The following is a 26,554-nucleotide window of genomic DNA, read 5'->3' on the forward strand; positions in this document are numbered from 1 at the left end:
TTCCGCCATCCAGTGCCTTCTCCCTTTCGGGAAAGGAAGGCGGAGTACCGCCTGGCACGACCTCGCCGCACGCCACACCTCGTTCCCAACCCGCCCGTTGGGTACCATGCCCGCACCACTCGCCGCCACGGCCGCCCCATGAACCTCGACAACCGCATCAAGTTCCGCCACCTCGCCTGCTTCCTCGAAGTCGCCCGCCAGCGCAGCTTTGCCAAGGCGGCGGACGCCGTGGCGGTGTCGCAGCCGGCGATCTCCAAGACCCTCAAGGAACTGGAGGAAATCCTCGGCGCGCGTCTGTTCGAACGGAGCAAGGCCGGCGCCGAGCTGACCGAGGCGGGGGTGACCTTCCTGCGCTATGCCGGCCCCTGCGTGCAGGCCCTGCGCGACGGGGTGAACACCTTGCGCGGCCACGAGGCGCAGGTCGAGACGGTGCGGGTCGGCGTGCTGTCGACGGTGGAGAGCCTGGTGGTGCCCGAGGTGATCCGACGCCTGCACCGGCGCCACGGCGCGCTGGTGGTCAGCGTCGCCACCGGACCCAGCGCCTACCTGCTGGCGCAACTGAAGGTCGGCGAGCTGGACCTGGTGGTCGGGCGGATGACCGATAGCCCGGACATCCAGGGCCTGACCTTCGAGCACCTGTACAGCGAGTCGATGATGCTGGTGGTGCGCCCCGGCCACCCCTTGCTCGCCGCGCCCCTCGGCGATCCGCAGCGGCTGGCCGAATTCCCGCTGGTGCTGCCGCTGGCCGGCACCACCATCCGCCGCCACGCCGACAGCCTATTCGTGCAATGGGGCATCCCGCTCGCCGGACAGCGCCTGGAAACCCTCTCGCCGACCCTCAGCCGCAGCTATGTATTGCGCAGCGAGGCGATCTGGGTGGCGCCGCGCGATGCCGTGCGCCTGGACGTCGGCAACGGCGAGCTGGCCGAGCTGGACCTGGGCATCCGCGAACCGGGCGGTTCGGTCGGGCTGTGCCACAACGCGGCCTTGCCGTTGCCGCTGGGGGCGCAATGGTTCAGCGCGGTGTTGCGCGAGGTGGCCGCTGAGTTTCACTGATTTCTCATAACCAAATGGTTATGTATAGGTCCGGATAATTCACTGTCCCCGTCCCGCTTCCTGCGCAAGACTTCGCTTTCCATGCCTGAATCCACAAGCCTGGCGACCGATAACGCGAATAACAGGAGCCCGACATGCACGACGCCGAAAGCCGTCGTTTCGTCATCCGTGACCGAAACTGGCACCCCAAAGCCCTGACCCCCGACTACAAGACTTCCGTGCCGCGCTCGCCGAGCCAGGCACTGGTGAGCATCCCGCAATCGCTCTCGGAAACCAGCGGGCCGGACTTCTCCCACCTCAGGCTCGGCCGCCACGACAACGACCTGCTGCTCAACTTCGACCACGGCGGCCTGCCCCAGGGCGAGCGCATCATCATGTTCGGCCGGGTCTTCGACCAGTACGGCAAGCCGGTCCCGCACACCCTGGTGGAGATGTGGCAGGCCAACGCCGGCGGGCGCTACCGGCACAAGAACGACCGCTACCTGGCGCCGCTCGACCCGAACTTCGGCGGCGTCGGCCGGACCCTCACCGACAGCGAGGGCAACTATTACTTCCGTACCATCAAGCCCGGGCCCTATCCCTGGCGCAACGGACCCAACGACTGGCGTCCGGCGCACATCCACGTGTCCGTCAGCGGCCCGGCGATCGCCGCGCGGCTGGTCACCCAGATGTACTTCGAGGGCGACCCGCTGATCCCCAAGTGCCCGATCATCCGCACCCTTGCCGACCCGGAGGCGGCGCAGAGCCTGATCGGCCGGCTCGACATGAGCATGGCCAACCCGATGGATTGCCTGGCCTACCGCTTCGACATCGTCCTGCGCGGGCAGCGCAAGACCTTCTTCGAGAACGCCTGAGGAGCCGACCATGAGCCACGAACTGCTGCGGGAAACCCCTTCCCAGACCGCCGGTCCCTACGTCCACATCGGCCTGGCGCTGGCCGCCGCCGGCAACCCGACCCGCGACCTGGAGATCTGGAACCGCATGGCCCGCGAAGACGCGCCGGGCCAGCACATCCTCCTGCTCGGCCACGTCTACGACGGCAACGGCCACCTGGTGCGCGACTCGTTCCTGGAGTTCTGGCAGGCCGACAGCGAAGGCCGCTACCAGGAGCGCTACGATCCGGAGCGACCGTTCAACAGCTTCGGCCGCACCGCCACCACCTTCGATGCCGGCGAGTGGACCCTGCACACGGTCAAGCCGGGGGTGGTGCGTAACGCCCAGGGCGTGCCGATGGCGCCGCACATCAACGTCTCGCTGTTCGCCCGCGGCATCAACATCCACTTGCAGACCCGGCTGTACTTCGATGACGAGGCCGAGGCCAACGCCGCCTGTCCGGTGCTCAACCTGATCGAGCAGGCGCCGCGTCGCGACACCCTGCTCGCGCGGCGCTGCGAAGTGGACGGACAGCTCGCCTACCGTTTCGACATCCGCATCCAGGGTGACAACGAGACGGTGTTCTTCGACTTCTAGGCGCATCGATCGCGCGGGACGCGCGGGAAGGAAGGGCGCCCTTGCCGGAGCGGCAAGGGCGTACCCAGAACCCGCCGATGGGTACCTGACATTACTCCCGGAGGGCGATGGGTAGCCCCGACAGTACTACAGTCGGAGGCGCTCCGGTCAATTGCGATGATCGAACGAGTGTCCGATAATCGGCGAGCCTTTCCGTGACCCGAGCCCGAACGTCCATGAGCGAACTCCCGGAACACCCCGCCACCCTGGCGCCGCCGACCGTCCTTTCGCCGGCCAAGCGCATCGAGGCCTTCACCGGCGATCCCAACTTCATGACCTCGCTGGCCCGTGGCCTGGCGGTGATCCATGCGTTCCAGGAGCGCAAGCGGCACCTGACCATCGCCCAGATCAGCCACCGCACCGAGATACCCCGCGCCGCCGTGCGTCGCTGCCTGCACACGCTGATGCAGCTTGGCTACGCCACCACCGACGGGCGCACCTACTCGCTGTTGCCGAAGGTGCTCACCCTCGGCCACGCCTACCTGTCGTCGACGCCGCTGGCGATCACCGCGCAGCCGATCCTCGACCGTCTCAGCGAACAGCTTCACGAAGCCTGCTCGATGGCCACCCTGGAGGGCGACGACGTGCTCTACATCGCCCGTTCGGCCACTCCCTAGCGGCTGATTTCGGTGGACCTCAACGTCGGCAGCCGGCTGCCCGCCTATTGCACCTCGATGGGCCGCATCCTCCTCGCCGCGTTGGACGACGACGCGCTGCACGCCTACTTCGGCGGAGTGGAGATGCAGGCCAAGACCAGCCGAACCCTGTATACCCCCGAGACCCTGCTGCCGTGCCTGGTGGAGATTCGTCGCCAGGGCTGGTGCATCGTCGACCAGGAGCTGGAAGTCGGCCTGCGCTCGCTGGCGGTGCCGGTACGCGACTCCGCCGGCCACGTGCTCGCCGCGCTGAACGTCGGCACCCATGCCGGGCGGGTCTCCCGCGCCGAACTGGAAAGCCGCTTCCTGCCTTTGCTGCTGGAGGCCAGCCGCGAGCTGAGCGCGCGCCTGTTCACCTGACGCCGGAGGCGATCCCCTCCACAAGTTTGGAAAAGGAACCCCCGCTTCCATCTGATAGTCGCAATCCTTGGGGACGCGGCTAGAATCCCTGCCAATTCTGGGAGTTTCCGGCCGGATCGGCCGGTATCTGTATGGATCGCGAAGGGGAAGGCATGTCAGACGCCAGAGGCGCTTTTCATTCCAAGGGTCGCTGGTCGCGGATGGCGCTGCCCGCCATCCTGTGCGCCGGCCTGCTTGTCGGTTGCGGCGCCGAGCCGCCCGCCGAGGAACACGTCCGTGTGCTGGCGCAGACGGTGAAGATGGCCGAGTTCGCCTCGGCCACCTCGATCACCGGCGATATCCAGGCGCGGGTACAGGCCGACCAGTCGTTCCGTGTCGGCGGCAAGATCGTCGAGCGCCTGGTCGATGTCGGCGACCACGTCGCGGCTGGCCAGGTGCTGGCGCGGCTCGACCCGCAGGACCAGCGCAGCAACGTGGAGAACGCCCAGGCGGCGGTCGCCGCGCAGCAGGCGCAGTCGAAGCTCGCCGACCTCAACTACCAGCGGCAGAAGGCACTGCTGCCCAAGGGCTACACCAGCCAGAGCGAGTACGACCAGGCGCTGGCCTCGGTGCGCAGCGCGCAGAGTTCGCTGAAGGCCGCCCAGGCGCAGTTGGCCAACGCCCGCGACCTGCTTTCCTATACCGAGCTGCGTGCCTCCGACGCCGGGGTCATCACCGCCCGCCAGGCCGAGGTCGGCCAGGTGGTGCAGGCCACCGTGCCGATCTTCACCCTGGCCCGCGACGGCGAGCGCGACGCGGTGTTCAACGTCTACGAGTCGTTGTTCAGCCACGATGTCGACGGCCAGCGGATCACCGTCAGTCTGCTCGGCAAACCGGAGGTCACCGCCAGCGGCAAGGTCCGCGAGATCACTCCGACGGTGGACGAGCGCAGCGGTACGCTGAAGGTCAAGGTCGGCCTCGACTCGGTGCCGGCGGAAATGAGCCTCGGCAGCGTGGTCAACGCCAGCGTCGCCGCGCCGGCAGAGCACAGCGTGGTGCTGCCCTGGTCGGCGCTGTCCAAGGTCGGCGAGCAGCCGGCGGTCTGGTTGCTCGACCAGCAAAGCAAGGCGCGCCTGCAACCGGTGCGGGTGGCACGCTACGCCAGCGAGAAGGTGGTCATCGACGGCGGCCTGGAGGCGGGCCAGACGGTGGTCACGGTGGGCGGCCAACTGCTCCATCCGGGCCAGGTGGTCGAGGTGGCCCAGCCGCCGCAGCCGACCCAGAGCACCGCCAGCCGCGACGCCGTGGGCGGAGGCCAGCCATGAAGCCGTTTTCCCTCGCCGGCCTGTTCGGCTTCGCCCTGCTCCTCTCCGGCTGCGGCGACGAGCCGCCGCCGGCACCGCCGCGCCCGGTGCTGACGGTGACCGTGAAGACCCTGAAGAACGACGACCTCGGTCGCTTCGCCGGGAGCATCCAGGCGCGCTACGAGAGCGTGCTCGGCTTCCGCACCAACGGACGGATCGCCTCGCGCCTGTTCGACGTCGGTGACTTCGTCGGCAAGGGCGCGCTGCTGGCGACCCTCGACCCCACCGACCAGCAGAACCAGTTGCGCGCCAGCCAGGGCGACCTGGCCAGCGCCGAGGCGCAGTTGATCGACGCCCAGGCCAATGCCCGGCGCCAGGAAGAACTGTTCGCCCGCAGCGTCACCGCCCAGGCGCGCCTGGACGATGCGCGGACCCGCCTGAAGACCAGCCAGGCCAGCTTCGACCAGGCCAGAGCGGCGGTGCAGCAGGCCAGGGACCAGCTTTCCTACACGCGCCTGGTGACCGATTTCGACGGCGTCATCACCACCTGGCACGCCGAGGCCGGGCAAGTGGTCAGCGCCGGCCAGGCGGTGGTCACCCTGGCCCGGCCCGAGGTGCGCGAGGCGGTCTTCGACCTGCCCACCGAGGTCGCCGAGAGCCTGCCGGCCGACGCGCGCTTCCTGGTCAGCGCCCAGCTCGACCCGCAGGCCAGGACCACCGGCAGCATCCGCGAGCTGGGGCCGCAGGCCGACGCCTCGACCCGCACCCGTCGCGTGCGCCTGAGCCTGGCGCAGACGCCGGAGGCGTTTCGCCTCGGTTCGACCATCCAGGTCCAGCTGAGCAGCGCCGGTAGCGTGCGCAGCGTGCTGCCGGCCAGCGTGCTGCTGGAGCGCGACGGCAAGACCCAGGTCTGGGTCGTCGATGGGAAACAGTCCAGCGTGGCCCTGCGCGAGGTACAGGTGCTCAGCCGCGACGAACGCCAGGTGGTGATCGGACAGGGCCTGGCCGACGGCGACCGGGTGGTCCGCGCCGGAGTCAACAGCCTCAAGCCCGGCCAGAAGATCAAACTCGACGAGGATGCGCGATGAAGGGCGGTTTCAACCTGTCGGACTGGGCCCTGCGCCACCAGTCCCTGGTCTGGTACCTGATGGCGGTATCGCTGGTGATGGGCGTGTTCTCCTACCTCAACCTGGGGCGCGAGGAGGATCCCTCGTTCGCCATCAAGACCATGGTCATCCAGACCCGCTGGCCGGGCGCCACGGTGGACGACACCCTGGAGCAGGTCACCGACCGCATCGAGAAGAAGCTCGAGGAGCTGGACTCGCTGGACTACGTGAAGAGCTACACGCGACCCGGCGAATCGACGGTCTTCGTCTACCTCAAGGACACCACCAAGGCCGGCGACATCCCGGATATCTGGTACCAGGTGCGCAAGAAGATCTCCGACATCCAGGGTGAATTCCCCCAGGGCATCCAGGGACCGGGTTTCAACGACGAGTTCGGCGACGTGTTCGGCAGCGTCTACGCCTTCACCGCCGACGGCCTGGACTTCCGCCAGCTGCGCGACTACGTGGAGAAGGTGCGCCTGGACATCCGCTCGGTCAAAGACCTGGGCAAGGTGCAGATGATCGGTGCGCAGAACGAGGTCATCTACCTCAACTTCTCTACCCGCAAGCTGGCTGCCCTCGGCCTCGACCAGCGCCAGGTCGTGCAGAGCCTGCAGGCGCAGAACGCGGTGACCCCGTCGGGCGTGGTCGAGGCCGGCCCCGAGCGCATCTCGGTGCGCACCTCCGGCAACTTCCGTTCGGAAAAGGACCTGCAGGCGGTCAACCTGCGGGTCAACGATCGTTTCTACCGGCTGTCCGACCTGGCCAGCATCAGCCGCGACTTCGTCGACCCGCCGACCTCGCTGTTCCGCTACAAGGGCGAGCCGGCCATCGGCCTGGCGGTGGCAATGAAGGAAGGTGGCAATATCCTCGAGTTCGGCGAGGCGCTCAATGCGCGCATGCAGGAGATCACCGGCGAACTGCCGGTCGGGGTCGGCGTGCACCAGGTGTCGAACCAGGCCCAGGTGGTGAAGAAGGCGGTCGGCGGTTTCACCCAGGCGCTGTTCGAGGCGGTGGTGATCGTCCTCATCGTCAGCTTCGTCAGCCTCGGCCTGCGCGCAGGGCTGGTGGTGGCCTGCTCGATCCCGCTGGTGCTGGCCATGGTCTTCGTGTTCATGGAATACACCGACATCACCATGCAGCGGGTTTCCCTCGGCGCGCTGATCATCGCCCTCGGCCTGCTGGTGGACGATGCCATGATCACCGTGGAGATGATGATCACGCGTCTCGAACTGGGCGACTCGCTGCACGACTCGGCGACCTACGCCTACACCTCGACGGCCTTCCCGATGCTCACCGGGACCCTGGTGACGGTGGCCGGCTTCGTGCCCATCGGGCTCAACGCCAGCTCCGCCGGCGAGTACACCTTCACCCTGTTCGCGGTGATCGCCGTGGCGCTGCTGCTGTCGTGGATCGTCGCGGTGCTGTTCGCCCCGGTGATCGCCGTGCACATCCTGCCGAAGACCCTCAAGCACAAGTCGGAGCAGAAGAAGGGCCGCATCGCCGAGCGTTTCGACAGCCTGCTGCACCTGGCGATGCGCCGGCGCTGGACGACCATCTTCCTCACCGCGCTGCTGTTCGGCGTGTCGCTGTTCCTGATGAAGTTCGTCCAGCACCAGTTCTTCCCGTCTTCCGACCGTCCGGAACTGCTGGTCGACCTCAACCTGCCGCAGAACAGCAGCATCCACGAGACCAGGGCGGTGATGGACCGCCTGGAAGCGACGCTGAAGGACGACGAGGACATCGACCACTGGAGCGCCTATGTCGGCGAAGGCGCGATCCGCTTCTACCTGCCGCTGGACCAGCAGTTGCAGAACAACTTCTATGGCCAACTGGTGATCGTCACCAAGGACCTGGAGGCCCGCGAGCGCGTCGCCGCGCGCCTGCGCGATCGCTTGCGCAAGGACTACGTCGGCATCAGCACCTACGTGCAGCCGCTGGAGATGGGGCCGCCGGTGGGGCGGCCGATCCAGTACCGGGTCAGCGGACCGCAGATCGACAAGGTCCGCGAGTACGCCATGGGCCTGGCCGGCGTGCTCGACGGCAACCCGAACATCGGCGATATCGTCTACGACTGGAGCGAGCCCGGGAAGATGCTCAAGATCGACATCGCCCAGGACAAGGCGCGCCAGCTCGGGCTGTCCTCCGAGGACGTGGCGCAGATCATGAACAGCGTGGTGACCGGCAGCGCGGTGACCCAGGTGCGCGACGACATCTACCTGGTGAACGTCATCGGCCGCGCCGAGGATAGCGAGCGCGGCTCGCTGGAGACCCTGGAGAGCCTGCAGATCGTCACGCCCAGCGGCACCTCGATCCCGCTCAAGGCGTTCGCCAAGGTCAGCTACGAGCTGGAGCAGCCGCTGGTGTGGCGCCGCGACCGCAAGCCGACGATCACGGTGAAGGCGTCGTTGCGCGGCGAGATCCAGCCCACCGACCTGGTCGCCCGGCTGGCGCCGGAGGTCAAGCGCTTCGCCGACGGCCTGCCGGCGAACTACCGGATCGAAGTGGGCGGCACGGTGGAGGAGAGCGGCAAGGCCGAGGGCCCGATCGCCAAGGTGGTGCCGCTGATGCTGTTCCTCATGGCGACCTTCCTGATGATCCAGTTGCAGAGCGTGCAGAAGCTGTTCCTGGTGGCCAGCGTCGCGCCGCTGGGGCTGATCGGGGTGGTCGCGGCGTTGCTGCCGACCGGCACGCCGATGGGCTTCGTGGCGATCCTCGGGATTCTCGCGCTGATCGGCATCATCATCCGCAACTCGGTGATCCTGGTGACCCAGATCGATGCCTTCGAGAAGGACGGCAAGACGCCCTGGGAAGCGGTGCTGGAAGCCACCCACCACCGCACCCGGCCGATCCTGTTGACGGCGGCGGCGGCCAGCCTGGGGATGATCCCCATCGCCCGCGAAGTGTTCTGGGGGCCGATGGCCTATGCGATGATCGGCGGTATCGTCGCCGCCACGCTGCTCACGCTGATCTTCCTGCCGGCGCTGTACGTCGCCTGGTACCGGATTCCGGAACCGGGACGCTGAGCGCGACGGAAGGGGAAGGGGGCGCCGCCGTAGCAGAGTCTGTGCGGGGGGAAGGAGAGCGGACGGCGGGTGGGCCATCCGCCCCGACGCCGGGCAGGGTATGCCCGGCGTTGCTACGGCGACGGCGGCCAGTATAGGCAGCCCGGCGCCAGGGAAAATCCGACCAATTTACGAATCTGTTTTGCAACCGAGGTAATAGTGGACACATTGCAAGGCATGCGCGTGTTCGCCAGGGTGGTGGACAGCGGCAGCTTCACTTCCGCCGCCCAGGCCCTGGACCTGTCCACCGCGCAGGTATCGCGGCTGATCTCCGACCTGGAAGCGCACCTGCAGACGCGCCTGCTGCACCGCACGACCCGGCGCCTGGCCCTGACCGAGGCCGGCGAGCGCTACCTGGAGCGGTGCCGCGGGATCCTCGAGGACATCGAGGTCGCCGAGGCCGAAGCCGCCGGTGCGCACATCCGCCCCTGCGGCCGCTTGCGCGTGCAGTCGCTGATGGGCATGGGCCAGCATCACCTGGTGCCGATGATCGCCCGCTACGGCGCACTGTTCCCCGACGTGGTGATCGAGCTGACCCTGTCCCAGCGCAACCCGGACATGCTCGAGGAAGGCCAGGACGTGCTGATCACCGGCGAGCGCCAGTTGCCCGACTCGGAGTTCGTCGCCCAGCGCCTGGGCAGCATCCACAGCGTGCTCTGCGCCAGTCCCGGCTACCTGCAACAGCACGGCGTGCCACGCTCGGTGGACGACCTGGAGCGCCACGTCTGCCTGCGCCTGCAGGACCCGGCCTACCCGGAGGGCTGGATCTTCGCCGACGAGCAGGGCGAGCGCACCGTCAGCCCGCAGAACACCTTCATGGTCAATGTCGCCGAGGTCATGGCCCAGGCGGCCAAGGCCGACCTCGGCATCGCCCTGCTGCCCAGCTACGTGGCGGCCGCGGCGCTGCGCAACGGCGAGCTGCTACGGGTGTTGCCCGGCCATGCCATGCACCAGCGGACCATCTATGCGCTGTATCCCTCGCGGCGTTACCTGGACGCGAAGATCCGCACCTGGGTCGATCTGTTGCAACAGGAACTTCCCCAGGCATTCGCCCGCGACGAAACCACCATGCAAAGTTCAAGTTACTGGGCACAGTGAAGGATTGTTGTTATTGAGGTAATACTCTCTCGTCTGTTTGGCTATTTTTCCGACCATGGCGGTTAACTAATATGGCGCCTGTCCCAAGTAAACAGGGTGTCATCGGAGACCCGCCATGAATCGCCAGATCCTTGCTGCCACCATACTCAGTCTGTTTTCCCTCGCATTTTCCCAGGCCGGTTTCGCCGAAGAGTCCTCGCTGATGACCAACCGCATGGTCGACGCCAACCAGCAGGCCATCGAGCACCAGCAGGAACTTTCCGCCTCGGCCGCGCAGGCCGGGGCCCGCAGCGACTCCTGATCTAGTGCATGGCGCCAGCCGCGCCATGGCTTCCCCCGGGTACTCGGGAAGCGTGAGCCTGGGTACCCTGTCCTTGCGCCGCATATGATATGCGGCGTTTTTTTTGCCTTCCCGGCCGTTCGGATAATTCTTGCAGAATATGTAAAAGACTTTCGTTGGATATCGGGTTTTTCCGATAGTGGCAAAAAAATATACTCGCGCCAGCTCAATGGATAATTGTCGCGGGCTTGTCGACGATATCCGTTCTGTCTTCATCGATCTCGCCATGCAAAGAGCGGGACGTGGAAAGCCTAATGCCCGATGAGTCGAAGAGACTTTCAATAGAAGAGTCCGACTGCGTTCCAACCGGTTTCCAGTGTCCGAAAATACACTGGCAAGACTTCCCGACGCCGAACTTTGATTGCTCCTATTCGACGTCTTCTCAAGGCCGCTGATACCAGCGGCCTTTTTTTTCGGGTTGCGCCCGGCTGGGCGCCCCGTGGGAGCGATCGCCCGCGCGAGGCCAGCAGAAGCGTCGCCGGGAACGACACCACAACACGCTTTCCGGCCTTGCCGGATTTCACCACGCTGTAAGAAGGAGCAACCGCAATGAGGAATCTGTTCGCCTTGACGCCGATGGCGCTGGCGCTGTGCACCGCGTCCGCCGCCTGGGCCGATGAGGGGGAAGCCAAAGAAGGCTTCATCGAAGGCTCCAGCCTCCAATTGCTGACCCGCAACTACTACTTCAACCATGACCGCCGGCACGCTTCCGGGCACGACAGCAAGGAATGGGCGCAAGGCTTCATCGCCACCTTCCAGTCCGGCTACACGCCCGGCGTGGTCGGCTTCGGTGTCGACGCCTACGGCATGCTCGGGCTGAAGCTCGACGGCGGCGGCGGTACCGGCGGCACCAGCATCCTGCCGATCACCGCGCCGAGCAAGGAAGGCTACGAATCCGGCAAGGCACCCGATGAGTTCTCCAGTGGCGGGGCGGCGCTGAAGATCCACGCCTTCGACACCGAGCTGAAGCTGGGCGACCAGTTCCTCAGCAACCCGGTGGTCGCCGGCGGCGAGTCGCGCATGCTGCCGCAGACCTTCCGCGGTGTGAGCCTGACCAACAACAGTTTCGAGGACCTGACCCTCACGGCTGGCCAGGTCAGTTTCACCAAGTACTACAACCAGAGTGGCCACCGTCGCCTCGGCTCGTACTACGGCGAACTGCCGGGCGACCGCGACAGCCACCATCTCAGCTGGCTGGGCGGCACCTGGGGCGGCATCGAGGGCTTCAACAGCAGCCTGTACGCCGCCGAACTTCAGAACGTCTGGAAGCAGTACTACGCCGACGTCGACTACACCTACGAGATCGACGACAACTGGTCGCTGAACCCCGGCGCGCACTACTACAAGACCGTCGACAGCGGCGACTCGCTGCTCGGCCGGATCGACAACAACACCTACAGCCTGCATTTCGCGGTCGGCTACAAGCAGCACACCGTCACCGCGGTGCTGCAGAAGGTCAACGGCAACACCCCGTTCGACTACATCAACCAGGGCGACAGCATCTTCCTCGACAACTCGCAGCAGTATTCCGATTTCAACGGTCCCAACGAGAAGTCCTGGAAGCTGCAATACGACTACGACTTCGTGGCCCTCGGCCTGCCCGGCCTGAGCGCCTCGGCCTCGTACTCGCGCGGCAAGCTGGACCTGACCCGGGTCGATCCGGACAGCCCCGGCTACGGCGGCTGGTACAGCGCCGACGGCAAGAACGCCAGGCACTGGGAACGCGACCTCGACCTGCAGTACGTAGTCCAGGGCGGTCCGGCCAAGGACCTCTCGCTGCGCCTGCGCTGGGCCACCCACCGCGGCACCGGCGGCTACAGCGCGGTGGACAACGACATCGACGAATACCGGGTGATCGTCGACTATCCCATCGACGTGTTCTGAGCCCCGTGCGCTGGGCCCTTCGCCGGGCTCAGCGCTGGCGGAACAGTTCGCCGGGAGTGAAGCCGAAGAGTCCCTTGAAGGCGGCGATGTAGGCCGAGGTCGAGTCGTAGCCGCTGTCCAGGGCGGCGCCGGTGACGCTGTCGCCGGCCTCCAGCGCGTTGAGCGAGGCGAGCAGGCGCTGGCGCTGGCGCCAGAGCCGGTAGTTCATCCCGGTCTCGCGCTGGAACAGGCGCGACAGGGTCTTTTCCGAGGTGCCCAGGCGCTGCGCCCAGTCGCCCATGGTCAGGCTCTGGGTCGGTTCGTCGATCAGTGCCTGGCACAGCCGCAGCAGGCGCGGCTCGCGCGGCATCGGCAGGGAGAAGGCGACCTCCGGCAGCAGCCGTAGCTGGTCCAGCAGCACCTGCACCAGTCGCGACTCGGCGCTGTCGCCCTCCGGGTAGTCCACCGGCAACTCGCAGAAACTCTTGATCAGCTCGCGCGCCAGCGGCGTCACCTCCAGCACCCGGCAGCGCATCGGCGCCCAGGCGCAGGCGTCGCCACGGATGTACAGGCTGCGCATCTCGGCGCGGGTGGAGGTGACCACCTCGTGTTCCAGCTGCGCCGGAATCCAGATCGCCCGCTGCGGCGGGGCGAAGAAGCTGCCCTCGGCGGTATGCACGCCGAGCACGCCGCTGATGGCGTAGGAAAGCTGCACCCAGGCGTGCCGGTGGCGCGAGGTCCAGGAGCCGGCGCGCAGGCTTTCGGCACGCGCGTAGACCGGCCGTGGCAGGCGGGCGAGGGTGGGAATCGGGCGGTGCAGTTCCGCAGGCTGTCCGTTCATCGTCATGACTTGGCGTCGTGTCGCTAGTCGGCAGAGTCTGGCAGGGCTAACCTGCCGCCTCAAGTTTCCCGGAGCCCACGCCGATGCTCGACTTCTCCGCCCATGCGCTTCCCTACGCCTCGCAACGTTCGCCGGTCCATGCCCGCCGCGGCATGGTCGCCACCTCGCAGCCGCAGGCGGCGCAGGTCGGGCTGGAGATATTGCGCCGTGGCGGCAACGCCATCGACGCGGCGATCGCCACCGCCGCCGCGCTGACGGTGGTCGAGCCGACCGGCTGCGGGATTGGCGGCGACGCCTTCGCCCTGGTCTGGACCCGCGGCCGCCTGCACGGCCTGGACGCCAGCGGGCGCGCGCCGGGCCTGCTCGATCGCGAGCGGGTGCGCACCGCCGGCCACGAGCGGATGCCGCTGTACGGCTGGACGCCGGTCACCGTGCCGGGCTGTCCGGCGGCCTGGGCCGAACTGTCGCGGCGCTTCGGCAAATTGCCGTTCGAACAACTGCTGCGGCCGGCGATCGAGCTGGCTCGCGATGGCTTTCCGGTCTCGCCGGTGATCGCCCGCCTGTGGCAGAGCGGCCTGGACAAGTTCCGTGCGGCGTTGCCGCAGCGGCCCGAGCTGCGGGCCTGGTTCGACGAGTTCCTCATCGACGGCCGGGCGCCGCGCGCCGGCGAGGTGTTCCGCCAGCCGGGCCAGGCCGACACCCTGGACGAGCTGGCGCGCAGCCAGTGCGAAAGCTTCTATCGCGGCGAGCTGGCCAGGGCCATCGTCGGCCACGCCGAGCGCAGCGGCGGCTACCTGCGCGCGGAGGACCTGGCCGGCTACCAGGCGAAGTGGGTCGAACCGATCTCGCTGAACTACCGTGGCTATGACGTCTGGGAGATTCCACCGAGCGGCCAGGGCCTGATCGCCCTGATGACCCTGAACATTCTCAAGGGCTTCGAATTCGGCGAACGCGACTGCGCGCGGACCTGGCATCGCCAACTGGAGGCGATGAAGCTGGCGTACGTCGACGGGCTGCACTACATCAGCCAGCCGCAGTCGATGCGGGTCTCGGTCGAGGAACTGCTGCACGAGGGCTACGCCGCCAGCCGCCGCGCGCTGATCGGCGAGCGCGCGCTCGATCCCAGCCCCGGCCAGCCGAAGCCGGGCGGTACGGTGTACCTGGCCTGTGGCGACGAGGAGGGCAACCTGGTCTCGTTCATCCAGAGCAACTACCACGGCTTCGGCTCCGGCGTGGTGGTGCCCGGCACCGGCATCGCCCTGCAGAACCGCGGCGCCGAGTTCAGCCTCGATCCGGACCACGTGAATTGCCTGGAGCCGGGCAAGCAGACCTTCCACACCATCATTCCCGGTTTCCTCAGCAAGGACGGCGTGCCGCTCGGCCCGTTCGGCGTGATGGGCGCCTACATGCAGCCGCAGGGCCACGTGCAGATGGTGATGAACCTGGTGGACTTCGGCCTCAACCCCCAGGCTGCCCTCGACGCGCCGCGCTGGCAGTGGCTGGGCGGGCTGCGCGTCGGCATCGAACATGCCGCGCCGCGCGCGCTGGCGGCGGAGCTGGCGCAGCGTGGGCACCAGGTGGAGATCGCCTACGACTCGACCAGCTACGGGCGCGGCCAGATCGTCCTGCGTGACCCGGCCAGCGGCGTGCTCTGTGGCGGTACCGAGCCGCGCACCGATTCGCAGATCGCGGTGTGGTGAGGGGACCCATGTGGGTGAGGCGGGGAGACCTGTCCGGCGGATAACGCCTGAGGCGTATCCGCCCTGCGGATGGCGAAACAGGACGTCTCGGTAGGCATGAACAGCCGCCAGGCTACCCGTTACTCGAGCGCGTTCCGCTACGCAACGTCGAGTGCGCTTTCCGGGTGCCATGACACCGGAGTCTTGCTGGCCCCGGCTTATTTACGCCAGGGCGTCCCGAAACCCGACGAAAAACCCCATTCGGGGATGAATTCCGCCCGCCGTCTCTGGCATCATCCGCGCCGCTTCTCGCCCGAATGCCGGGGCGGTGATGTGTAGAAAGACCACGCACTGTTTTGTGTACAAAAGCCTGCTGATTCTTTTTGTCACAAATCGTTTTTGTGTATCCAGTTTTCTTCGCGCTGCCAACCCAAAGTCGAGCACGCCCCTCCCGACCACGCACCAGTGCAAGGCAAAAGCTGTCCTTGGGGTCAGGTTTTTGCCGTCGTAGAGAGGTTGGAGGCATTTCGCCGCCTTTGTCCAAAACACTGAAAAAACAGGCGTTCCCTTCGCCGCAGGAAACCCGGCGAAGCGCCCGCGCCGTCTTGGCTTCGTTCTTGCTATCCATGGCGAGGCCTGACCGCTCGGACAGGTTCGCCCACTAGAAGAAAAGCTATTCACTCCAGGAGCGTTTCAATGAGCCGCACACTCGCCACCGTGATGCTAGCCGGGGGGCTACTGGCCGCAGGCCAGGCTGTTGCCGAAGACCATGACATGACGCCGACCCACGAGACCGACTCGGGGCCGCTGCTCTGGCACAACGAGAGCCTGACCTACCTCTACGGCAAGAACTTCAAGATCAACCCGCCGATCCAGCAGACCTTCACCCTGGAACATGCCAGCGGCTGGACCTGGGGCGACCTGTTCATCTTCTTCGACCAGATCAACTACAACGGCAAGGAAGACGCCAGCAACGGCAAGAACACCTACTACGGCGAGATCACTCCGCGCCTGAGCTTCGGCAAGCTCACCGGAGCGGACCTCTCCTTCGGCCCGGTGAAGGACGTGCTGCTGGCCGGCACTTACGAGTTCGGCGAAGGCGACACCGAGGCCTACCTGCTCGGCCCGGGCTTCGACCTGGCGATCCCCGGCTTCGACTACTTCCAGCTCAACTTCTACTACCGCAAGCCCGACGGCAACCGCGTGCGCGCCGGCGCCTGGCAGATCACCCCGGTGTGGTCCTACACCATTCCGGTGGGCAACTCCGACATCCTCATCGACGGCTACATGGACTGGGTGGTCAACAACAAGAGCGCCAGCACCAGCCGCCGCAACCAGAGCGACTACCACGCCAACCTGCACTTCAACCCACAGGTCAAGTACGACCTGGGCAAGGCCCTCGGCTACGAGCCTAAGCACCTGTACGTGGGCCTGGAGTACGACTACTGGTCCGACAAGTACGGTGTGAAGGACTCGCAGTACTTCACCACCGACCAGAACACCGCAAGCTTCCTGGTCAAGTACCACTTCTGAGTCCGTCGCGCGGGGCTGCCGGCCCGGCCCCGCCAGCGCGCCCCGTCATTGCGCGCCGTGCATCGGCACGGTGCGCGACGGTCGCCTTCGTCGTCCTTGCGTTTGCCTCCCGTTGTTCGCTCGACCCACGCCGGGCGCGCCCTGCAGCCTGAGCGGCAGGAATAAGCTGATCACCTGGACAGCTTTTTGCAGAAGCCGTGCATCCTCCTCCTGTCCGAGGAGCGCCACTTGAGACGGCCCGATGCATAGCGAAGACCAACGCCCCAACGACCTCATCTACGGCCTCGACGACCGGCCGCGCCCGCTTCCCGCCTTCCTTGCCGCGCTACAGCACGTGCTGGCCAGCTTCGTCGGTATCGTCACTCCGCCGCTGGTGATCGGCTCGCTGCTCGGCCTCGGCGAACACCTGCCATACCTGATCAGCATGGCGCTGATGGTTTCCGGCGCCGGCACCCTGATCCAGGCGCGCCGGCCGTTCGGCATCGGCGCCGGGATGATCTGCCTGCAAGGCACCAGCTTCGCCTTCCTCGGCGCCGTGCTGGCCGCCGGGATGCTGGTGAAGCAGCGCGGCGGCGGTCCCGAGGAGATCCTTGCGATGATCTTCGGCGTGTGCTTCTTCGGCGCCTTCGTGCAGATCGTCCTCAGTCGTTTCCTCGGCCATCTTCGCCGGGTGATCACGCCGCTGGTCACCGGCATCGTCATCACCCTGATCGGCGTCAGCCTGATCAAGGTCGGCATCACCGATCTCGGCGGCGGAGCCGGGGCCACGGACTTCGGCGCACCGGCCAATCTCGCGCTGGGCGCGTTGGTGCTGCTGAGCATCGTCCTGCTGAACCGCTCGCGCCTGCCCTGGCTGCGCCTGGCGGCCATCGTCATCGGCCTGGCGCTGGGTACCCTGGCGGCCTGGGCGACCGGCCTGTTCGTTCCGCGGGCGCTGCCCGAGCTGCCGCTGGTCAGCCTGCCGCAGCCGTTCCGCTTCGGCTTCGCCTTCGACTGGATGGCCTTCCTGCCGGTGGCGCTGATCTACCTGATCAGCAGCATCGAGACGGTCGGCGACCTGACCGCCAACTGCATGCTCTCGCGGCAGCCCCTGGAGGGACCGGCGTACCTGCAGCGGTTGCGCGGCGGGGTGCTCGGCGACGGTGTCAGTTGCCTGCTGGCGGCCACCTTCAGCGCCTTCCCGAACACCACCTTCGCGCAGAACAACGGGGTGATCCAGCTCACCGGGGTGGCCAGCCGGCACGTCGGCATCTACATCGGCGGCGTGTTGCTGGCGCTCGGCCTGTTCCCCTGGATCGGCGCGATCCTCCAGCAGATCCCCAAGCCGGTGCTCGGCGGCGCCACCCTGGTGATGTTCGGCAGCGTCGCCGCCGCCGGCATCCGCATTCTCGGCCAGACCGCGATGGACCGCCGCAGCGTGCTGATCATCGCCGCCTCGTTCGGCGTCGGCCTCGGCGTAGCCGCGCAGCCGACCCTGCTCGACCAGATGCCGGCGGTGGTGAAGACCCTGTTCGACTCGGCGATCACCAGCGGCGGCATCACCGCCATCCTGCTCAACCTGCTGCTGCCCGAGGATCGCGTTGCCGAAGCGGCGCAGGCCAGCGCGAAGGGCGGCGCCCTGGCGCGCTGGCGCAAGCCGCTGGGTTGATACGGGCGTTTGCAAATTTTTCCGCCCGTGGCTTGTGCCCCGCGGCCGGGCTGGGGTATCAACGCGGGGATCACGCCGATGGAAACCTGCGCATGCCCCTGACAGTGCCCGCCCACGACCCGGCCGCCCGCGACAAGCCGGCCGGGCGCATCCGCCAGAAGAACGAGGAGGCGATCCTCGCCGCGGCCGAGGAGGAGTTCGCCCGCCACGGCTTCAAGGGCACCAGCATGAACACCATCGCGCAGAATGTCGGCCTGCCCAAGGCCAACCTGCACTACTACTTCGGCAACAAGCTGGGCCTCTACACGGCGGTGCTGAGCAACATCCTCGAACTCTGGGACAGTACCTTCAACACCCTCGGCGTCGACGACGATCCGGCCGAGGCGCTGGCCCGCTACATCCGCGCCAAGATGGAGTTCTCCCGCCGCTACCCGCTGGCCTCGCGGATCTTCGCCATGGAGATCATCAGCGGCGGCGAGTGCCTCACCGCGCATTTCAACCAGGACTACCGCAGCTGGTTCCGCGGCCGCGCCGCGGTATTCGAGGCCTGGATCGCCGCCGGCCGGATGGACCCGGTGGATCCCGTGCACCTGATCTTCCTGCTCTGGGGCAGCACCCAGCACTACGCCGACTTCGCCAGCCAGATCGGCCTGGTCACCGGCCGCAAGCGCATGTCCAGGCAGGACTTCGCCGCCGCCGCCGATAACCTGGTGCGGATCATCCTCAAGGGCTGCGGACTGACTCCGCCGGCGGCCTGAACGCGATGCCGAGCACCCTGCAAGGCCTCGCCGAATACCGCGAGGAGATCCGCAAGAGCCGTTTCCACACCGTCGCCGCGCCGGTGGCCGACGAGGACGAGGCGCAGGCGTTCATCGCCGCCCACCGCGACGCTTCCGCCGGACACAACTGCTGGGCCTGGAAGTGCGGCGCGCAGTACCGCTTCAGCGACGATGGCGAACCCGGCGGCAGCGCCGGGCGGCCGATCCTGGCGGCCATCGAGGGGCAGGACATGGACTGCGTGGCGGTACTCGTCAGCCGCTGGTTCGGTGGTATCAAGCTCGGCACCGGCGGCCTCGCCCGCGCCTATGGCGGCGGCGCGGCCAAGTGCCTGCAACAGGCGCCGCGCAGCGAGTTGGTCGAGCGCTGCCGGGTACGCTTCGCCTGTGCCTTTGCCGACCACGCGCTGCTCAAGGCGCGCAGCCTGGCGCTGGGCGCCAGCGTGGCGGCGGAAGACTATGGCGCCGACGGCGTCGTCCTGACCCTGGAACTGCCGGTGGCGCGCTTCGACGAGCTAAAGGCACTGCTGGTAGACCTCAGCCGCGGCCAGGTGCGGCCGCAGCGGCTGGACGCCTGAGGAGGGCTCAGCGCGCCGGAGCCGGGCGGGAGGGGGCGGGGAGCGGCGGGAGCGCGGCGAACACGCATTTGTCGCGGCCGCTGCGCTTGGCGTCGAGCAGTGCGGCGTCGGCGCGATTGACGGTCTGCGAATAGGTTTCGCCGATGCGGTGTTCGGTGACGCCGACGCTGGCGGTGACGCTCAGCGCCTCGGTGCCGACGCGTACCGCCAGGGTCCGTACGCTGTCGCGTACCCGCTCGAGTACCGGGCCGGCGTCCTGCAGGCGGGTCTGCGGCAGCAGCAGGAGGAATTCCTCGCCGCCCCAGCGGCCGCAGAGGTCGTATTCGCGTAGCTCGGACTCCATGGCCCGGGCGATTTCCACCAGCACCCGGTCACCGCTGTCGTGGCCCCAGGTATCGTTGACCTGCTTGAAGAAGTCCACATCGAGCATTGCCAGCACGTAGCTCTGGCCGTGGCGCTGGGAGCGTTCGTTCTCCTCCCTGAGGCGCTCCAGCAGCATGCGTCGGTTGGGCAGGCCGGTCAGCGGGTCGCGGATCGAGGCTTCCTTCAGCGCCAGGTTGAGGTCGCGCATCATCTGCTGGTAGCGGTCGGAGATTCGCGCCACCTTTTCCAGGCGCCGCAGCTGCTTGTGGTAGCGCTCGGACAGCGACAGGTTCTGCTCCCGCGCCATCGACTGGAAACCGTCGGAGATCCGGGCGATGCGCTCCAGCCGCACCAGTTGCTCCAGCGATTGCTGGCGCAGGCGGGCCAGCGCCTGGTGCAGCGGATGCCCGTGGAACTGCGGATCGGCCAGCAGGCCGTCGATCCAGGCGTCCAGTTCGCGTTCGCGGCTCATCGTCGGCTACTCGTCGTGGGCCTGGATGGCGAAGGGGAAGCTGCAATCCTCGCGGAACTCCTCGGCCAGCTCGGCGACCCGTTCGTTGCGCCGGTCGTAGTGCCAGCGCAAGCTGACCGGGCGACCGCCCTGGTGGGCCTCTTCGAGCAGGTCGAGGATGTCCATCATGGCCTTGATCGAACTGGTGTTCAGGTACAGCAGGCGCAGGTCCAGTTCCAGCGGCCGCTGCCCGTCGGCGAGGAAGCGCTCGACCCAGTCGATCACCTGGCCGAACAGTTCATAGGAGTTTTCCGGGTAGGAATCGCCTTGCATGGACAGGCGTCCGGCCTGCCAGTCGCCCTGGATGGCGGGCGTGGACTGGGTGCCGGGTATGTGCAGGTCACTCATGATGGTGTTCTTCCTAAAACACGGGGTCAGATCACGGCGCGCAGGCTGAAGAACGCGCGCCCGTCGGGCTGTTCCTTCAGCGATGCGGCCAGTGGTTCGCTGGACTTGCGGGCGATGTCCAGCAGGCCGAGACCGGCTCCGCTGGCGCTGCCGCTGTCGCGCGGGCGGCGCAGCTGCTCCTTGTAGGCGGCCTTGAGGGCGGCCTTGTCGAGGTTGGCGATGGCCTGGATGCTGCGCACCAGGCTCTGGCCGTCGTCGCGTTCCACCAGGTTGCCGGCGGACACCACGTAGTGGCCGTCCTCGTTGCGGGCGATGGCTACCGTGGCCGCCGCCTCGTGTTCGCCGTAGCCCTTGAGATTGGCGTAGTGGCGGATGTTCTGGGTCATCTCGATGTACACCGCGAAGACGTCCATCGCTTCGCTCGGCTTGGCCTGTTCGGCGTGCAGGTAGTTGCGCAGCGCGTGGCCTATCTCCTCGATCAGGCTGCGCGAGATCGGTCCGTTGAAGCAGAGCAGGATGCGTTGGCGGGTGTAGCTTTCACGCATGGCCAGCAGGTCTAGCGTTTCCATGGGTGCCCCTAGTCGAATCGGAAGGACAGGATGGTGATGTCGTCGCGTTGCGGGTGCTCGCCCTGGTACTCGGCGAGCGTCGCCACGAAGGCCTCGGCCTGCTCGGGGAGCGGCTGCCGCGCGTGGTCGCGGAGCATGTCGGCGAAGCGCCGGCTGCCGAAGCCGAAGCCGTGTTCGCCGCCGGCCTGGTCGAGGAAACCGTCGGTGCTCAGGTAGAAGGTCCAGCCCGGCGCCAGCGGTACCTCGATGTTGCGGTAGTCGCCACGGCGCTTGTCGCCGATCGCCCGGCGCGCGCCCTTGAGTTCCTGGACCTCCTCGCCGTCGCTGGCGTACAGCGAGATCTTCGCCCCGGCGAAGGCCAACTGGCGGCGCCGGCGGTCGACCCAGACCAGCCCGGCATCCATGTTGGTGGCCAGCGCCTGGGGGATCTGCTCCTGGCTGAGCATGCTGCGCATCGCCTGGTCGGTCTCGCCGAGGATCGCCGCCGGGTCGCGGCTGCCCACCGCCTCGATGGCGTGGTCGATGGCGGCGCGGGCGAGCATGGTCATCAGCGCGCCGGGCACGCCGTGGCCGGCGCAGTCGACCACGCCGATCAGGTAGCCGTCGGCCTGCTCGCGGTACACGTAGAAGTCGCCGCCGACCACGTCACGCGGTTTCCACAGGATGAAGTGATGCTCGCCGAGGGTGGCGCTGAGCTGGCGGTCGGGGAGGATCGCGCGCTGGATCAGGCTGGCGTAGTCGAGGCTGTCGCCGATCTTCTTCTGCGCTGCGGCCATTTCGCGGTTGGCTTCCTCCAGCGCCTGGGTGCGCTCCTGGACCTTGTCTTCCAGCTCGGCGGTGTGCCGGCGGACCTGGTCGGCCATACTGGCGAAGGCCTTCGACAGCGAGCCGATCTCGTCCCGGCGCGCCAGCGGTAGCGGCGTGTCGTAGCGTCCGGCGGCGATCGCCTTGGCCGAGCGCTTGAGGCTGCGCAGGGGGCGCAGCAGCAGGCGCTCGACGGCATAGGCGAAGCCCAGCAGCAGGGCCACCAGCAACAGCAGGAAAGTGCCCGCCAGCGGCCAAAGCCAGCGGTTGTCGAGGACCTGGGCGGCGTGCAGGTCGACGGCGGTGAGCACGTACCAGCGCAGCTGGGGAATGTAGGCCACGGCGAAGAGTTGCTGGCGGCCGTCGAGGCCGGCCCACAGGCAGTGCACCGAGCCGGCCTTGGCGCGGGCCAGGCGCATGGCCTCGCGCAGGGCGTCGCGCTGTTCCGGCTGGTCGAGCAGGTCGAACACCCGGTGGCGTTCGCTGGCACCGCCGGCGGCGGAGCTGTAGGCGATCAGGCGGCGGTCCGGGTGGGCCTGGATGGCGCCGTCGTCGCCGACGATCATCGGCGTCACGCCCGGCTCGCGGGCGATGATGAAGTCGTCGAGGAAGCCGCTCAGGTCCAGGCCGCTGCCGGCCAGGCCGATGGGCCGGCCCTGGTCGCGGATCACCAGGTTGAACCAGACCTTGGTCAGGTTCAGCTTGCTGTCGACATTGACGTTGATGTTGTAGGCGGCGCTGTTGCGCAGGGTATTGAAGTACCAGGCGTCTTCCGGGTCGCCGGCTTCAAGGGTGTAGCGCGGCTGTTCGCTGTAGGGTTGGCGGCCGTCGTTGAAGTAGTAGTGGTGGGAGCCGCTGGCGATGATGAAGTACGCGTGGTCGCGGAAGTCGCCGCGGTAGCCCTCGGCCTCGCGGAAGAACAGCGCGCGGCGCGCCGGGTCGTCTTCCTTCAGCAGCCAGTCGCGGGTCACCACCGATTCGGCGAAACGGCGCGACAACGCCAGTTCGCGGGAGACCGGGGCGAGGATCTTCTGCCGGTGCAGCAGGGTGAAGTTCTTCGCGTAGGCCAGGCCGAAGTGCGTACGGATGTCGTCCATCGCGCGCCAGCCCAGCAGCACCGCCGGGACCAGTGCCAGGGCACAGGCCAGCAACAGCGCCACCACCGATTTGCCGCGCAACCCCCAGTTCGCCGCCATGGCTATCCCTATCAGTTTCTCGCCCGGCCCGCGGCCGAAATCATGGATCGAAAGCGTGTGTCGAACTTTTGGCGAAAGGGCCAATTGTGCAGATGTGCATTATTTCAGGCAACGTAATTTGGTTTTATTTCGCCATTAATTTGACGTCACAATGATGGCGAGCAGGCAAAGGCCCGTGGTTCGGGCCTGTCGTCGGCGGGGTCTCGGCGGGGGAGGTTGCGGGGGGCGGCGAAAAAGCGCAGCGGGCCGGCCAGGATCCCGCTCAGAGGCGGTTGCCGCTGCCGCGCCGGGCGGCTTGCTGGAGCAGCGCGGCGGCGATCCGTTCGAGCGGTAGCACGTCTTCCGCGGCGCCCAGTTCCACCGCTTCGCGGGGCATGCCGTAGACCACGCAGGTAGCCTCGTCCTGGGCCAGGGTGTAGCCGCCGGCCTGGCGGATCGCCAGGAGCCCGCGCGCGCCGTCCTTGCCCATGCCGGTGAGCAGGCCGGCGAGCAGGTTGCGCCCGGCGCAGCGAGCCAGCGACTCGAACATCACGTCCACTGCCGGGCGGTGGCCGTTGACCTGCGCCTGGCGGTTCAAGCGCACCACGTAGTTGGCGCCGGAGCGCTGCACCTCCATGTGGTGGTCGCCCGGCGCGACCAGGGCGTGGCCGGGCAGTATGCGGTCGCCGTCGCGCGCTTCGCTGACGCTGAGCCGGGTCAGGCGATCCAGGCGCTCGGCGAAGCTGCGGGTGAAGCCGGGAGGCATGTGCTGGGTGATGACCACCCCGGGACTGTGCGCCGGCAGGCCGAGCAGCACTTCCTTGAGCGCCTCGGTGCCGCCGGTGGAGGCGCCGAGGGCGATGATCTTCTCGGTGCTGAGCAGCGGCGCCGCGCTTTCCGGCGGCGCCGGCGCGTCCGCCGCACGGCGGCGCAGGCGGGCGCGGGCGACGGTCTTGAGCTTGGCGCGGATTTCCTCGGCATAGGCCTGCATGCCTTCGGCGATACCCAGCCGGGGCTTGGCGATGAAGTCCACCGCGCCCAGTTCCAGCGCGCGCAGCGTGGCTTCGGAACCGCGCTCGGTGAGCGAGGAGATCATCAGCACCGGGGTCGGCCGCGCCTTCATCAGCTTGTCGAGGAAGGTCAGTCCGTCCATCCGCGGCATTTCCACGTCGAGGCTGATCACGTCCGGCGCGTGCTGCTTGATCAGGTCGCGGGCGACGAAGGCGTCCGGCGCGCAGCCGACCAGGCGCAGCTCCGGGTCGGCCTGGATGATCTCCTTGAGCAGGCTGCGGATCAGGGCGGAATCGTCGACGACCAGGACACTGATGGGCATGGCGGCTCTCCTGGAGAGTCAGAACAGGTCAATGGGGCCGCCGTCCGCGTTGCGGTCGATACGGCGGCGGTAGTCGCGTTCACGCTGCAGCACGGTGTCGTTCTTCAGCTCCACCAGGGACTTCACCAGGACCCGGCCATTGCGCGGGAAGAAGTAGATCTTGCGCGGGAAGGCCTCCAGCACGTCGCTGGCGAGCAGCGGGATACGCTCGGTGGCCAGGTAGTCGAGGGTGAACTCGACGTTGCGCTGGCCGATGGCGGCGCTGATCTGGCGCAGTACCGAGCCGCCGCCGAAGACCTTGGCCTGCAGGCGCTCGCGGCTGGCGCCGAGGGCCAGCATGCGGTTGATCAGCAGTTCCATGGCGTGGCTGCCGTAGCGCGCCGACGGCGAGGCCGGGTCGCCGCCGAGGCCGCGCTCGGGGAGCATGAAGTGGTTCATCCCGGCGATGCCGTTGAGCGGGTCGCGCAGGCACACCGAGACGCAGGAGCCGAGCACGGTGACGATCACCAGGTCTTCGCCGCTGGCGAAGTACTCGCCGGGCAACAGCTTCACCGCATCGCAGGCGAAGTATGGATCGTAGTAGCGGTTCAGTGGCGCGCCTTCCCGGGCCTGGAGGTTCATCGCGATCAGGCCGGGCTGTAGACGGTCTGGCCGACGGAGCGCACCAGGTGGCTGGCGTGGACGAAGTTCTCCGAATGCCCGGCGAAGAACAGGCCCTCCGGCCGCAGCAGGGCCACCATACGTTCCAGCAGGCGGGTCTGGGTCGGCTTGTCGAAGTAGATCATCACGTTGCGGCAGAAGATCGCGTCGAGTTCCCCGGCGATCGACCAGTCTGCTTCCAGCAGGTTGATCTGGCGGAACTCCACCAGTTGCCGCAGTTCCTCCACCACCCGCGCCTTGCCGGCGTTGGGCCCGGTGCCACGGAGGAAGAAGCGTTTCTTCAGCGGCGCCGGCATCTGCTCCAGGCGCTCCAGCGGATAGACGCCCTGGCGGGCACAGTCGAGCACCCCGGTATCGATGTCCGAGGCGACGATCTTCACTGGCGGATCGAAGCTGCCCAGCGCCTCCACCAGGGTGATGGCGATCGAATAGGGTTCCTCGCCGGTGCTCGCCGCCGCCGACCAGATGCGCAGCGGGCGATGCCGCTGCAACTGGCGGCGGGCGAGGTCGGCGAGCAGGGGGAAGTGGTGGCGTTCACGGAAGAATGCGGTGAGGTTGGTGGTCAGCGCGTTGACGAACAACTGCTGCTCGCCCGGCTCGCGGTCGAGGTGGGTGAAATATTCGGCGAAGCTGCCGAGCCGCAGCAGGCGCAGGCGCCGCGAGAGGCGGCTATAGACCAGTTGCGCCTTGCTCTCGGCCAGGCTGATGCCGGTCAGTCGGTAGAGCCGTTCGCGTACTTGCTGGAAGTCCTCGCGGGTGTAGTGGAACTCCTGGTTGCCGAACACCGGCGAAGGCGTGGAGGTGGGCATTGGCGTCGGGTTTCCCTGGTCGACCCTAAGGGCTTGCCGCCCTCCGCCTGGCGGAGGCGCGGCGTGGTCTCAGAACTCTTCCCAGCCGTCTTCCTTGCGCGCCTTGCTGGCCCGTGCCATGCCGCTGCGGGCCAGCGGTGCCGGCGCGCTGGGGCGTGGCGCGGACGGCCGCGCGCTGGCGAGCTGGACCACGCTCGGCGGAGTGTCCAGCCTGAACACCGCCACCGACTGGTTGAGCAGGCCCGCCTGCTCCTGCATGGCCTCGGCGGCGGCCGCGGCTTCCTCCACCAGCGCGGCGTTCTGCTGGGTCATGTCGTCCATCTGCGAGACCGCGCTGTTCACTTCTTCGATGCCGGTGCTCTGCTCGGCGGAGGCGGCGGCGATCTCCGACATGATGTCGGTGACCCGGCGGATCGCTACCACGATGTCGCTCATGGTCTGTCCGGCCTGGGCCACCAGGGTGTTGCCGTTCTCCACCTTGTCCACCGAGTCGGAGATCAGCGTCTTGATCTCCTTGGCCGCGGCGGCGGAACGCTGGGCGAGGGTGCGCACTTCGCCGGCGACCACCGCGAAGCCGCGGCCCTGCTCGCC

At 67.5% G+C, this 26,554-nt stretch carries 22 protein-coding genes and 2 pseudogenes; 15 read left to right on the forward strand and 9 right to left on the reverse strand.

Annotation, left to right across the window (positions count from 1 at the left end; all coding sequences use genetic code 11):
* Positions 1 to 138: 138 nt before the first annotated feature.
* The 10 genes and pseudogenes from pcaQ to HMPREF2886_RS13515 all read left to right on the forward strand — a co-directional run bounded on the left by pcaQ (position 139) and on the right by HMPREF2886_RS13515 (position 12,357).
* Entirely contained in the window at positions 139 to 1,056 is a 918-nt protein-coding gene (gene pcaQ / locus HMPREF2886_RS13465) for a pca operon transcription factor PcaQ (protein WP_033968685.1), read from the forward strand.
* Positions 1,057 to 1,190: 134 nt separating this feature from the next.
* Positions 1,191 to 1,910 carry a protocatechuate 3,4-dioxygenase subunit beta gene (gene pcaH / locus HMPREF2886_RS13470; RefSeq protein ID WP_033968683.1) on the forward strand — a complete coding sequence of 240 codons (720 nt, stop codon included), beginning with the start codon at positions 1,191 to 1,193 and terminating at the stop codon, positions 1,908 to 1,910.
* 10 nt (positions 1,911 to 1,920) lie between these two features.
* On the forward strand, positions 1,921 to 2,526 hold the full coding sequence (gene pcaG, locus HMPREF2886_RS13475) for a protocatechuate 3,4-dioxygenase subunit alpha (protein ID WP_003117216.1): 606 nt from the start codon (positions 1,921 to 1,923) through the stop codon (positions 2,524 to 2,526).
* Positions 2,527 to 2,741: 215 nt separating this feature from the next.
* Positions 2,742 to 3,581: pseudogene (locus HMPREF2886_RS13480) on the forward strand (IclR family transcriptional regulator C-terminal domain-containing protein).
* A 152-nt stretch (positions 3,582 to 3,733) separates the two neighbouring features.
* Positions 3,734 to 4,885: a triclosan efflux RND transporter adaptor protein TriA gene (triA, locus tag HMPREF2886_RS13485; protein ID WP_073648486.1), complete on the forward strand. Its 1,152-nt coding sequence runs from the start codon at positions 3,734 to 3,736 to the stop codon at positions 4,883 to 4,885.
* Entirely contained in the window at positions 4,882 to 5,952 is a 1,071-nt protein-coding gene (triB, locus tag HMPREF2886_RS13490; protein WP_070747579.1) for a triclosan efflux RND transporter adaptor protein TriB, read from the forward strand. Before triA ends, triB begins: the two co-directional genes overlap by 4 nt.
* The gene (triC, locus tag HMPREF2886_RS13495; protein ID WP_070747581.1) at positions 5,949 to 8,996 is read left to right on the forward strand and encodes a triclosan efflux RND transporter permease subunit TriC; all 3,048 of its coding nucleotides are present in this window, start codon (positions 5,949 to 5,951) and stop codon (positions 8,994 to 8,996) included. The genes triB and triC overlap by 4 nt, the downstream gene beginning before the upstream one ends.
* Positions 8,997 to 9,194: 198 nt before the next feature.
* Positions 9,195 to 10,133, forward strand: a complete 939-nt coding sequence (locus HMPREF2886_RS13500; RefSeq protein ID WP_003121631.1) for a LysR family transcriptional regulator — start codon at positions 9,195 to 9,197, stop codon at positions 10,131 to 10,133.
* 115 nt (positions 10,134 to 10,248) lie between these two features.
* Complete coding sequence (locus tag HMPREF2886_RS13505; protein ID WP_033968677.1) at positions 10,249 to 10,434, forward strand: hypothetical protein; 186 nt, start codon at positions 10,249 to 10,251, stop codon at positions 10,432 to 10,434.
* A 588-nt stretch (positions 10,435 to 11,022) separates the two neighbouring features.
* The gene (locus HMPREF2886_RS13515) at positions 11,023 to 12,357 is read left to right on the forward strand and encodes an OprD family porin (RefSeq protein ID WP_070747585.1); all 1,335 of its coding nucleotides are present in this window, start codon (positions 11,023 to 11,025) and stop codon (positions 12,355 to 12,357) included.
* 28 nt (positions 12,358 to 12,385) lie between these two features.
* Here HMPREF2886_RS13515 and HMPREF2886_RS13520 read toward each other — a convergent pair whose 3' ends face one another.
* Complete coding sequence (locus HMPREF2886_RS13520) at positions 12,386 to 13,183, reverse strand: AraC family transcriptional regulator (protein WP_083318553.1); 798 nt, start codon at positions 13,181 to 13,183, stop codon at positions 12,386 to 12,388.
* 77 nt (positions 13,184 to 13,260) lie between these two features.
* On the opposite strand from HMPREF2886_RS13520, the gene HMPREF2886_RS13525 reads away from it, so the two are divergent.
* The 5 genes from HMPREF2886_RS13525 (at position 13,261) to HMPREF2886_RS13545 (ending at position 19,391) form a co-directional block, all read left to right on the forward strand.
* Positions 13,261 to 14,877, forward strand: a complete 1,617-nt coding sequence (locus HMPREF2886_RS13525) for a gamma-glutamyltransferase family protein (protein WP_033968674.1) — start codon at positions 13,261 to 13,263, stop codon at positions 14,875 to 14,877.
* A 675-nt stretch (positions 14,878 to 15,552) separates the two neighbouring features.
* On the forward strand, positions 15,553 to 16,389 hold the full coding sequence (locus HMPREF2886_RS13530; RefSeq protein ID WP_033968673.1) for an outer membrane protein OmpK: 837 nt from the start codon (positions 15,553 to 15,555) through the stop codon (positions 16,387 to 16,389).
* Between the two features lie 241 nt (positions 16,390 to 16,630).
* Positions 16,631 to 18,037 (forward strand): uracil-xanthine permease family protein, encoded by a 1,407-nt coding sequence (locus HMPREF2886_RS13535; RefSeq protein ID WP_070747591.1) that lies wholly within the window; start codon positions 16,631 to 16,633, stop codon positions 18,035 to 18,037.
* A 92-nt stretch (positions 18,038 to 18,129) separates the two neighbouring features.
* The gene (locus HMPREF2886_RS13540; protein ID WP_070747594.1) at positions 18,130 to 18,795 is read left to right on the forward strand and encodes a TetR/AcrR family transcriptional regulator; all 666 of its coding nucleotides are present in this window, start codon (positions 18,130 to 18,132) and stop codon (positions 18,793 to 18,795) included.
* A gap of 5 nt (positions 18,796 to 18,800) precedes the next feature.
* On the forward strand, positions 18,801 to 19,391 hold the full coding sequence (locus HMPREF2886_RS13545) for an IMPACT family protein (protein WP_039027095.1): 591 nt from the start codon (positions 18,801 to 18,803) through the stop codon (positions 19,389 to 19,391).
* 7 nt (positions 19,392 to 19,398) lie between these two features.
* On the opposite strand, the gene siaD is transcribed toward HMPREF2886_RS13545, so the two are convergent.
* The 8 genes and pseudogenes from siaD to aer2 all read right to left on the reverse strand — a co-directional run.
* Positions 19,399 to 20,226, reverse strand: coding sequence for a biofilm formation regulator diguanylate cyclase SiaD (gene siaD / locus HMPREF2886_RS13550; protein ID WP_003083910.1), 828 nt, complete (start codon positions 20,224 to 20,226; stop codon positions 19,399 to 19,401).
* A gap of 6 nt (positions 20,227 to 20,232) precedes the next feature.
* Positions 20,233 to 20,613: a biofilm formation regulator SiaD modulator protein SiaC gene (gene siaC / locus HMPREF2886_RS13555; protein ID WP_003083913.1), complete on the reverse strand. Its 381-nt coding sequence runs from the start codon at positions 20,611 to 20,613 to the stop codon at positions 20,233 to 20,235.
* A 26-nt stretch (positions 20,614 to 20,639) separates the two neighbouring features.
* Positions 20,640 to 21,182 (reverse strand): biofilm formation regulator kinase SiaB, encoded by a 543-nt coding sequence (gene siaB / locus HMPREF2886_RS13560; RefSeq protein WP_024918100.1) that lies wholly within the window; start codon positions 21,180 to 21,182, stop codon positions 20,640 to 20,642.
* 8 nt (positions 21,183 to 21,190) lie between these two features.
* Entirely contained in the window at positions 21,191 to 23,182 is a 1,992-nt protein-coding gene (gene siaA, locus HMPREF2886_RS13565) for a biofilm regulation protein phosphatase SiaA (protein ID WP_070747596.1), read from the reverse strand.
* Positions 23,183 to 23,444: 262 nt separating this feature from the next.
* A complete protein-coding gene (locus tag HMPREF2886_RS13570; protein WP_003083922.1) occupies positions 23,445 to 24,494 on the reverse strand; it encodes a protein-glutamate methylesterase/protein-glutamine glutaminase in 1,050 nt (349 codons plus the stop codon).
* 18 nt (positions 24,495 to 24,512) lie between these two features.
* Complete coding sequence (gene cheD, locus HMPREF2886_RS13575; protein WP_003102220.1) at positions 24,513 to 25,115, reverse strand: chemoreceptor glutamine deamidase CheD; 603 nt, start codon at positions 25,113 to 25,115, stop codon at positions 24,513 to 24,515.
* 5 nt (positions 25,116 to 25,120) lie between these two features.
* Positions 25,121 to 25,963 carry a CheR family methyltransferase gene (locus tag HMPREF2886_RS13580; protein ID WP_003102222.1) on the reverse strand — a complete coding sequence of 281 codons (843 nt, stop codon included), beginning with the start codon at positions 25,961 to 25,963 and terminating at the stop codon, positions 25,121 to 25,123.
* Between the two features lie 69 nt (positions 25,964 to 26,032).
* A pseudogene (gene aer2 / locus HMPREF2886_RS13585) lies at positions 26,033 to 26,554 on the reverse strand (aerotaxis transducer Aer2); the annotation flags it as partial.

Source organism: Pseudomonas sp. HMSC066A08, assembly GCF_001813025.1.
Classification (GTDB): Bacteria; Pseudomonadota; Gammaproteobacteria; order Pseudomonadales; family Pseudomonadaceae; genus Pseudomonas; species Pseudomonas aeruginosa.